Raw genomic sequence first — 9,399 nt, 5'->3', positions numbered from 1 at the left:
GCGTTCACAGACGTGCCGTCCACGCCTCTCTATGCGCGCCCGAGTGATTGGCGAAGCTGCACGGCGTACACTTTATCCCACTAAGCAGCACTGCCGCCGGTACACAGAACAGAACGCTCCAATGTGCCCGGCCGATTTATCCCCAAACAACGCATAAAAAACCCCGCCGAAGCGGGGCTTTTTTTACTCTTTGGCAATTTGGATGCCCAAGTCTTTTAACTGGGCCTCGTCCACCGTATTGGGGGACTCGGTCAGCGGGCAGACGGCCTGCGCCGTTTTGGGGAACGCAATCACTTCGCGGATGGAATCTTCCCCCGCCAAAAGCGCCGTAATGCGGTCCAGTCCCAGGCCAATGCCTCCGTGCGGAGGCGCGCCGGCTTCCAGCGCGTTTAACAGCATACCAAAACGCCGGGCGGCTTCTTCCTTGGAGTGTTTCATCAGCGCCAGGATGCGCTCCTGCACGTCGCGGCGGCAGTTGCGCACGGAGCCGGAGGCCAGCTCGTTGCCGTTAAGCACCAGATCAAACTGATACGAGCGGACGGAACCGGGGTCGCTTTCCAGTTTGGGCAAATCTTCTTCCACCGGGGCGGTAAACGGGTTGTGGGCCGCGTCCCAGCGGTCTTCTTCCGGGATATATTCCAACAGCGGGAAGTTGGTAATCCACACAAAAGCCCACTCGCTTTCGCGCGGCAGGTCTTTTACCAGTTCTTTTCTGAGCGCGCCCATAAACGACTGGCAGACGGCACGCTTCACGTCGCTTCCGATAAGCAGCGCATCGCCTTCCTGCGCGCCCACGGCGGTTTTGACGGCGTTCATTTCTTCTTCGGTAAAGAACTTGGCGGACGGCCCTTCAAATTTGCCGTCTTTGAGTTTCAGCCACACCAGCCCTTTCGCGCCGTTCTTTTTGGCGAGCTCGGTCAGCTTGTCAAAGTGTCCGCGGGAATACGCCGCGCCTTTTTCGCCGCGCAGCGCGTAAATGCCGCCGCCGGCTTCCAGCACGTCTTTAAACACTTTAAACCCGGTGTTTTTAAATACGTCCGACACATTTTTCATTTCCAGGCTGTAGCGCAGGTCCGGCTTGTCGGAACCGTATTTTTCCATCGCGTCGTGAAAAGAAAGTTTCGGGAACGGAACCGTCAGCTCTTTGCCGGCGGTTTTGAAAATTTCTTTCATCAGCCCTTCCACGATTTCGTGGATGTCGTCAATCGTAACGAAGGACATTTCCATATCAATCTGCGTGTGTTCCGGCTGGCGGTCTGCGCGCAGGTCTTCGTCGCGGAAGCACCGCGCCAGCTGGAAGTAGCGGTCCACGCCGCTGGCCATTAAAGTTTGCTTAAACATCTGGGGGCTTTGCGGCAGGGCGTAAAATTCGCCGTGGTGCACGCGGGACGGCACGAGATAATCGCGCGCGCCTTCCGGCGTAGAACGCGTTAAAACGGGCGTTTCCACTTCCAAAAATCCGTTTGCGTCCAGGTAGCGGCGCGCGGCTTGGGCAATACGGTGGCGCAGGAGCAAATTGGCGTACATTTTGGGGTTGCGCAAATCCAGGTAGCGGTATTTTAAACGGATTTCCTCGGCTACGGCGCGGGATTTTTCCACGTCAAACGGAAGCGGGATGGAAGTATTCAGCACTTTGAATTCTTCCGCCACCAGCTCCACTTCGCCGGTTTTCATATTTTTATTGACCGCGCCTTCAATGCGCCGCTGAACCGTGCCGGTAACTTCAATGACGTATTCACTGCGCGCGGCGGCGGCTTCGTTAAAAAACGGTCTTGCAGGCTCCACTACGATTTGGCATACGCCGCTGCGGTCTCGTAAGTCAATAAAAAGCACCCCCCCGTGGTCGCGGTAGGAGTTCACCCAGCCGCACAGGGTTTGTTTGGTGCCGAGCAGGGAAGCCGTAACTTCCCCGCAGTAAGTTGTTCGTTTCATACCAGTTTTTTTACCTCGTCAGTTAATGCTTCAAAAGGAATTTGTTTTTGTTCGCCCGTCGTCAGGTCTTTAAGGGTAACGGCGCGCTTGGCCAGCTCGTCCCCGCCCAGAATCAGCGCGTAAGACGCGCCGCAGCGGTCCGCCTGCTTCATTTGGCCTTTTACGTTTTTGTCAAACAGGCCGCCTTCGGTTTTTACGCCCGACGCACGCAGGGACTGCATTAAATTAAACGCCGTTTCGTTGCAGGCTTTTTCCAAAGATACGACGTACACGCTTTTTTGTTTGGGCTGTTCTTTCTCGCCGCGCGCCATAATGACGCGCTCCGCGCCCATCGCCCAGCCGATGGCCGGGGTGGCCGGGCCGCCCATATTTTTCACCAGCGTATCGTACCGTCCGCCCGCCGCAATGGCGTTTTGCGAAGCGTCCCCCGCCTGAAATTCAAACACCGTACGGGAATAATAATCCAGCCCGCGCACGAGCATCGGGTCCACTTCAAAATCAATTTTGCCTTTTAACAGCGCCTGCACCGCATCAAAATGTTCCCGGCACTCGGGGCAGAGCTCCATCGTGGGAACGCGGCCGGCAAAACGCGCGCCGTCAATTTTGCAGTCCAATACGCGCAGGGGATTTTTTTCCAGACGCGTCTGGCAGTTTTCGCACAGCGTGTCTTTTTCTTTGGCCAAAAAATCAATCAGCGCCCGGCGGTAAAGCGGGCGGCATTTGTCGCACCCCAGGCTGTTGATTTTTACTTTGTAATTTTTGGCGCCGAAAGAAGATACGATGTCTTTTAACATCAAAATCACTTCCGCGTCCGCCGCCGGAGCTGAATTGCCGATGTATTCCGCGCCGATTTGTTCAAACTCGCGGTAGCGGCCCGCCTGCGGGCGTTCGGCCCGGAACATATTGCCGATATAGTAAAATTTCTGCACGGGCGCGTTTTGCGTAAAATTATTTTCCAGATACGCGCGCACCACGCCGGGGGTGCCTTCGGGGCGGATGGCCAGAGAGCGGTGCCCCGCGTCTTCAAACGCGTACATTTCTTTTTGCACGATATCGGTGGTTTCGCCGGTGGATTTGACGAAAAGCTCTTTAAGCTCCACGGTGGGCAGGCGCAGTTCGCCAAACCCGTAAAGAGAAAACACGCCGCGGGCGCAGTTTTCCAGTTCGGTAAAATTTTTGGATTGGGGTTCAAAGATATCTCTAAACCCGCGTACTAGTTTAGCCATATGATTAATTTTAGCATTTTATAAGGGCGGCAGCTATGTCCCCCCGGCAAAAAAGCCCCCTGCAAAAGGGGGCTTGGAGTAAAGTGAAACCGGATTTAGAGGTTCCGGGCTTTGCAGTACTCGCTGAGTTTATAATTTTCGTTCAGCTGGTCGTAATTGCGTTTGACTAAAGCCTCTTTTTTAGACAGCGGCCTTCCGACGCTTTCTTTTTTGCGCACGCTCTGAAGCGTTTTTTGGTTATCCTCGGAAAATACCTGAATGTCTTTCAGCGTTACGTGCACGTAAAAGCGGCATTTTTCGGCGTCCTGCGCGCGGACCTGTTCGGCCTGTTTTTGCTGGGCCAGCTCTTCCTGCAGGCGGCGCGCTTTATCCGCTTCCTGCGACGCGTAGCGGCGAATGTCGGCCACCGTCAAGTCCAGTTTGCGCATATCGGCCTTGGCCTGCACGACGTCCTGCGGGACGCTGAAAAAGTAATAATCCTCGTAGCGGGAAAGATTTTTATCATCCGTTTTATGAAAGCGTTTGAAATAGCGGTAGGCGCATTCGGAATGTTTATGCACCGTACGGCCCACCGAATCGGTGTAATATATTCCGGCCGCCATTTCTTTGCCGCATACTTCACACACGGCTTTGGGGGCCGCCTGTTCCGCCGGCTCCGTAACGGCGGGCACGTCCGGCCGCGCCGGCACGGCGGATTTATCCGGCTTGGGCGGTACGGCGGCCGCGGAAGTATTTGCCGCGGGCCCCGTTTCCGAAGCGGAACGGACGGGTTTTTTCTTCACGCCCGCACCGGCGGTTCTTCCGCCGGCAAGGGTGGCGGTATTCAGCCGCACGGCGGGGCCGGAACCCGCCCACGGAGTCAAACCGGACAGATCCGGCAGGGCAAGTTCCTGATTCATGCGCGCCGCCATTCCGGAAAGCTGTGCCAGCTCGGGGTTTAACGCGGAGGTCAGCTCGCCCCAGGTAGGCACTTTGCGCCGGGAAGGCTTATGTTTGTAGCGCGTCAACTTGCCCAGATTGGCTTTTTGCTGGTCCTCACAGGCAAAATGTATATGAAAAGGGTATTCTCTGGAGCCGGAGCGTGCAGTCTGCACGTATCCGTCCCGCCCCACCGGCTTTCCGCACACCAAACAAGGGTACAGTTTGTCCGGGAAATCATCCGCCAGCGGAACCGCGGTAAAAATACCCCTGGGATCCAGCACGGCCGTATCCGGTCCGTATTTTTCCTTATACGGCGCCAGCTGAGCCGCCAGCGACGATACATCCTGCGGGGAAAGTGTCCGGCGGGTGCGGGCCGCTTCTTGGGCAGGAGCGATTTTTTCATTGATGACGGCTTCAATTTTTTCCGCTTTTTGGCTTAAATAATTATATTCGGCCGAAAGGATGAGCCCCTCTTTATCTAATTCCTGACCGAGTGCCCGGCGGCGGTATAATTTGTCAAAGGTTTCGTCGCGTGCGGTTCTCACTTTTTCCAAATACTCATTCCATTCCCGAGCGGTTTCGTTAATCTGCGCCGCAACGCCGGCGGAGTTTTTCCACTCCTTTAACTGAGCGCGCAGCGCTTCCAAATCCTGTTCGTCTTTTGCGGGCGCGCCCTGCAGATAAATATACGGCTTGGCGCACAGGCTTTTCCAGCCGCTTTGCAGACGTTTGGAGGTTTTCCCATCCATAGCCTGCACAAAATCCACGGCGTTGATGAAACCTTCTATATCATCGCAGGATATGCCGTCGGCCTTATTCATCACCGCTTTTGCGCCGCCGACAACCGCCGAACGGGGCTCTACCCGCAAAAGCGAATAAAACCCGTCTATATTTTGGGCCGCCGGATTGGACGACGTATACAAATCAGCCAGGCCCAGCAAATGCCCCACTTCGTGCTGGGTTACGGTCTTCATGGAATAATCCGTAACGTAACCGGAACCAAAACTTCTGCCTTGCCGGCGGGCTTCTTCCAGTTCAATCTGCTGCCGGGTATAGCCGTCATTGCCCGGAAGGGCCAGCTCCCATACGTTTTTGGCACCCTGATAGACGCCTTTTATCGCACCGGCGTGGCCGCGCTTGTGGGTAACACTGCTTTCCCACGAGCCATACTCCATATTTCCCAAAGACCTAATGCGCAAATCATAACTGCCCTTTTTTTCTTTGTCGCAGTCCTCGCCGTTGGGGTTCACCAGCTGCAATTCAATGCGGCGGGGAAGCCAGGCCAGCAGGTCGGCAAATTCGCCGGTACGGTCCGGCACCGAAGAAACGGCGGGCGGAGTGTTTTTTTGTTTCTTTTTGGACTTTTTATCGGGAACGGGATTTTGGCGCGCAGCCACCCCCAGCGCGGAACGGGTTTTGGCAAGCCAGGCATCCAAAGCCTGCTGGGTGGACGTAAGAAAGTAATCCCGCGTAATTTTTTGGCGTCTCGGGTCGGTGCTGGTGCCTTCGGTGCTGACGCAAACGCGGATTTTGTCAGACGGGCGGGTAAGCACGTGATACAAAAAAGATTTCTTATACACATACCGGTCCCCGTCAAAAGACACTAAGTTGTCCAACAGCCCCCATGCCCCGGCATAAGAGGACGCCAAACAACAGCAGATAAATACAATAAATTTTTTCATAGTGTTTTCCAATAAACAAACAATTCCGACGCAAAACCCGCCCAAGGCGCTTTTACACCGGATGCATAAGGATAGTATAGCCTAAAGATTCCCGTTTTTCAAGACTTTCCCTCTGTAATGTTGTTCGGCGGACATTGAAGAATCCCGCTCGCTCTCTTCGGAAGCGAAACGCGCCAGAGACAAAACTTCGGAGACTGTCCTTCTTCCATTAAAAAAGCCCCTCTGACGAGGAGCTTTTTAAATGGTGGACGTGATCGGGAAGGCGAAGAACGACGCCCGACCTCCTCTGCTCTCTTCGGAAGCGAAGCAGCGCCTCGCCGCGTAAAATTAAAAACCCCGCCTTGGCGGGGTTTTAAATTTGGACGTGATCGGGAAGGCGAAAAACGACGACCGACCTCCTCCGCTCTCTTCGGAAGCGAAGCAGCGCCTCGCCACGTAAAATTAAAAACCCCGCCAAAGCGGGGTTTTAAATTTGGACGTGATCGGGATCGAACCGACGACCTCCTCGTTGCGAACGAGGCGCTCTCCCAGCTGAGCTACACGCCCGAAAATTGTTTGGGTTTCTTAGTCTGGGAACTTCTAAGAACATATTTATTATAGCATATCAGAAATCAAAAAGAAAAATATTTTTGATTTTCCCCGACGGAAAAACTCCGCGCGCGCCGCCTGCCCTTTATTCTCCCAAAATCCCCTTCCCCAGGCTTCTCTTTCCTCTCCCAAAAAGCTACAATATATCAGTACTCCGTTTATCATTTTTACCGAGGAAATATATGTCCAACAAAATTCGCGTCAAAGACGTAGGCCAATACCTGGGCCAGGAAATCACTTTAAAAGGCTGGCTGTATAACAAACGCTCCAGCGGCAAACTGCACTTTTTGCAGCTGCGCGACGGCAGCGGCATCATCCAGTGCGTCGTGTTTAAAGGCGACGTAAGCCCGGAGCTTTTTGAGCTCGCCGACAAAGTAACGCAGGAATCGTCCATCATCGTCAAAGGCGTGGTGCGCGAAGACAAACGCTCCCCCCTGGGCTTTGAGCTGGGCCTGACCGATTTGCAAGTGGTGCAAATGGCGAAAGATTACCCCATTTCGCCCAAAGAACACGGCCCGGATTTTCTGATGCAGAACCGCCACCTGTGGCTGCGCTCGGCCAAACAAACCGCCATTTTGCGCGTGCGCGACGAAATTATCTTCGCCATCCGCGAATACTTCCATAAAAACGGGTTTGTCCTGTCCGACTCGCCGATTTTAACGCCCGCCGCCTGCGAAGGCACCAGCACGCTGTTTGAAACCGATTACTTCGGCGAAAAAGCGTTCCTCTCCCAGAGCGGCCAGCTCTACGGCGAAGCGTCCGCCATGGCCCTGGGCCGCACCTATTGCTTCGGCCCCACTTTCCGCGCCGAAAAAAGCAAAACCCGCCGCCACCTGACCGAATTCTGGATGGTGGAACCCGAAGTGGCGTACAACGATTTGGACGATAATATGGACCTGGCCGAGGATTTCATTAAATACATCGTGGGCCAGGTGCTTAAAAACCGCGCGGCCGACTTGAAAACCCTGGAAAGAGATACCTCCAAGCTCCAGGCCACGGTGGAAAAGAAATTCCCCCGCATTGATTATACGGACGCGATTGAAATCCTGCACAAAAAAGGCAACGACACCCCCTGGGGCGGAGACATCGGCGGCGACGAAGAAACCCTGCTGGGCGAAGATTACGACACGCCGATTATGATTCACCGTTACCCGACCGCCATCAAAGCTTTCTATATGAAGCGCGACCCGAAAAACCCGAAAGTCGTGCTGGCGGTGGACGTTATCGGGCCGGAAGGCGCGGGCGAAATCATCGGCGGCAGCGAAAGAGAGGCGGATTACGACGCCTTGCTGGCCCGCATTAAAGAGCAGGGCCTGGACCCCAAAGGGTACGACTGGTATCTGGATTTGCGCCGCTACGGCAGCGTGCCGCATTCGGGCTTTGGCATGGGCATTGAGCGCATGGTGCGCTGGATTTGCGGACTTCAGCACGTGCGCGAAACCATCCCGTTCGCCCGTATGATGGATAAAATCCATCCGTAAGTTTTACGCTGAAACAACAATCCCCCGCGCCTTGTATAAGACGCGGGGGATTTATATAACAGCAGAACTTACTTAAAACGGATACGATACGCCCAGTCCGGCAAAATCCAATGTCTGGGGCGATTTACCGCTTAACGATTTACAAAACGCCGTTCCCTTATCCGTCATTGGCACACACCAGCGGCCCACTTCGTTTTCAGCCAAATCTCCCACGGATTTTAAAGCGGGAGGCAATAAAACCAGTCCATAACTCTCATCCTTTGACTGAGCTATGGGAATACCGTAAGGGACGGCATATGTAAAATTTTTAGTTTCAAACTCGCACGACTCTTCCCCTTCGGGAAATCCCTCCATAATAGTTTCGCAAGAGGCTTCCGCCTCAGACAGGATAGTCATCTCCCAATTATCACCTATCTTTTTAAGAACGCCCATGGCTTCCGCCACGCGGGCTTTCTGCACGGCTTTCTCGTACTGCGGCACGGCAACAGCCGCCAAAATGCCGATAATAAGCACGACAACCAATAATTCTATCAAAGTAAAACCTTTTTTCATAAGAAGCTCCTTAGCAAGTTAATTTAAGGCTTACATCCATATTCTACTCTTATTTAGCCGAAAATCAACTCTGCTTTACCCACTGTATCAAAAAAAAACAAATCAACCCCCTTGCCGGGGGCAGGCAATCTGGCCTGGCCAGGGCTAAAGCAATAAACGGTGCTATTAGTTAGATGGGAACAACAAAGGGGGTATGCACCCGTCTGGTAAGACCGAGCCGCCCCTCCCTTTCCCTAACGGAGGCATCCGACTAATTGAGCCACACTGTTTAAACAATGTTGCCAAGTACCGTAAAGCGAGCCCAAAAAGCCGCACCCTCCGGGCCTTGGGGTTCTGGCCTCAACCAGAGTTTGGATTCATTACGGTGCTTACAGATTTTTGGAAGAGAAACATTCGGGGATATTCCCGTCTGGACTGTTGCTGTCCGCCGCGTCCCCCCTCATCTGCCCCACTAAAAACCCCGCGGGAAATAGCGGGGTTTCAGATTGGACTCAGTTGTTATAAGTATGTTTTAACGCACAATATATTCTGAGCCAAATTTTTCACTGCCTAGTGAGCGGCAAACTTTTTCCGGAAATGCTCCGGCGGCACTAACAGCCCGGGGGTTACACGTAAAACGTCCCGCCACCGCTTCCCCGGCGTACTCACTGGGCGGATAATAAGAAATAACATAGTAATTCTCATCCGGCACATTATAACGCCCTGCGTCGGTGGTAGCGACATCAATGCAATACCGCCAGTTTTTGGTAATCACACATTCGCCGTCATCATCTTCCCCGGGGATATCAATATCCAACTCCGCAAAATCTATGGGCAGTTCCCCGTTAGCCAAACGGTATATCTCGCGCGCCTCGGCAATGCTTTTAATAATGGGCATAGCCTCCGCCACGCGGGACTTTTCTACAGCTAGATTATATTGGGGTAATGCCACGGCAGACAGGATACCAATAATCAATACCACTACCAACAGCTCTATAAGCGTAAATCCGAGACTTTTTTGCATGGGATATATCCCCC

Annotated in this window: 6 protein-coding genes and 1 tRNA gene; 1 reads left to right on the top strand and 6 read right to left on the bottom strand. The window is 53.7% G+C overall.

Features of this window, described 5'->3' with window-relative positions; translation table 11 throughout:
* Window positions 1-183: 183 nt before the first annotated feature.
* The 4 genes from aspS to ACQY36_RS07430 all read right to left on the bottom strand — a co-directional run bounded on the left by aspS (window position 184) and on the right by ACQY36_RS07430 (window position 6,307).
* A complete protein-coding gene (aspS, locus tag ACQY36_RS07445) occupies window positions 184-1,932 on the bottom strand; it encodes an aspartate--tRNA ligase (RefSeq protein WP_428071713.1) in 1,749 nt (582 codons plus the stop codon).
* On the bottom strand, window positions 1,929-3,158 hold the full coding sequence (hisS, locus tag ACQY36_RS07440; RefSeq protein ID WP_428071715.1) for a histidine--tRNA ligase: 1,230 nt from the start codon (window positions 3,156-3,158) through the stop codon (window positions 1,929-1,931). The genes aspS and hisS overlap by 4 nt, the downstream gene beginning before the upstream one ends.
* Before the next feature lie 95 nt (window positions 3,159-3,253).
* Window positions 3,254-5,761, bottom strand: coding sequence for a hypothetical protein (locus ACQY36_RS07435; protein ID WP_428078624.1), 2,508 nt, complete (start codon window positions 5,759-5,761; stop codon window positions 3,254-3,256).
* 473 nt (window positions 5,762-6,234) lie between these two features.
* Window positions 6,235-6,307, bottom strand: a tRNA-Ala gene (locus tag ACQY36_RS07430).
* A 224-nt stretch (window positions 6,308-6,531) separates the two neighbouring features.
* Between ACQY36_RS07430 and asnS the strand changes: the two genes are divergently transcribed.
* Window positions 6,532-7,830 carry an asparagine--tRNA ligase gene (gene asnS / locus ACQY36_RS07425; protein WP_428056690.1) on the top strand — a complete coding sequence of 433 codons (1,299 nt, stop codon included), beginning with the start codon at window positions 6,532-6,534 and terminating at the stop codon, window positions 7,828-7,830.
* A 72-nt stretch (window positions 7,831-7,902) separates the two neighbouring features.
* Here the strand turns inward: asnS and ACQY36_RS07420 are convergent, their stop codons facing one another.
* A complete protein-coding gene (locus tag ACQY36_RS07420; protein ID WP_428078622.1) occupies window positions 7,903-8,382 on the bottom strand; it encodes a type IV pilin protein in 480 nt (159 codons plus the stop codon).
* Window positions 8,383-8,893: 511 nt separating this feature from the next.
* The coding region (locus tag ACQY36_RS07415; protein ID WP_428078620.1) for a type IV pilin protein at window positions 8,894-9,399 on the bottom strand (506 nt) is incomplete at its 5' end.

Source organism: Candidatus Avelusimicrobium alvi (assembly GCF_958451995.1).
GTDB classification, from domain to species: Bacteria; Elusimicrobiota; Elusimicrobia; order Elusimicrobiales; family Elusimicrobiaceae; genus Avelusimicrobium; species Avelusimicrobium alvi.
Note: the sequence above shows the minus strand (reverse complement) of the source record. Positions and strands in the feature narration are given on the sequence as shown.

Excerpts from the sequence above, each read along its gene's own strand:
- aspS (WP_428071713.1), bottom strand. The coding sequence starts at position 1,932 with ATGAAACGAACAACTTACTGCGGGGAAGTTACGGCTTCCCTGCTCGGC.
- hisS (WP_428071715.1), bottom strand. The coding sequence starts at position 3,158 with ATGGCTAAACTAGTACGCGGGTTTAGAGATATCTTTGAACCCCAATCC.
- ACQY36_RS07435 (WP_428078624.1), bottom strand. The coding sequence starts at position 5,761 with ATGAAAAAATTTATTGTATTTATCTGCTGTTGTTTGGCGTCCTCTTAT.
- asnS (WP_428056690.1), top strand. The coding sequence starts at position 6,532 with ATGTCCAACAAAATTCGCGTCAAAGACGTAGGCCAATACCTGGGCCAG.
- ACQY36_RS07420 (WP_428078622.1), bottom strand. The coding sequence starts at position 8,382 with ATGAAAAAAGGTTTTACTTTGATAGAATTATTGGTTGTCGTGCTTATT.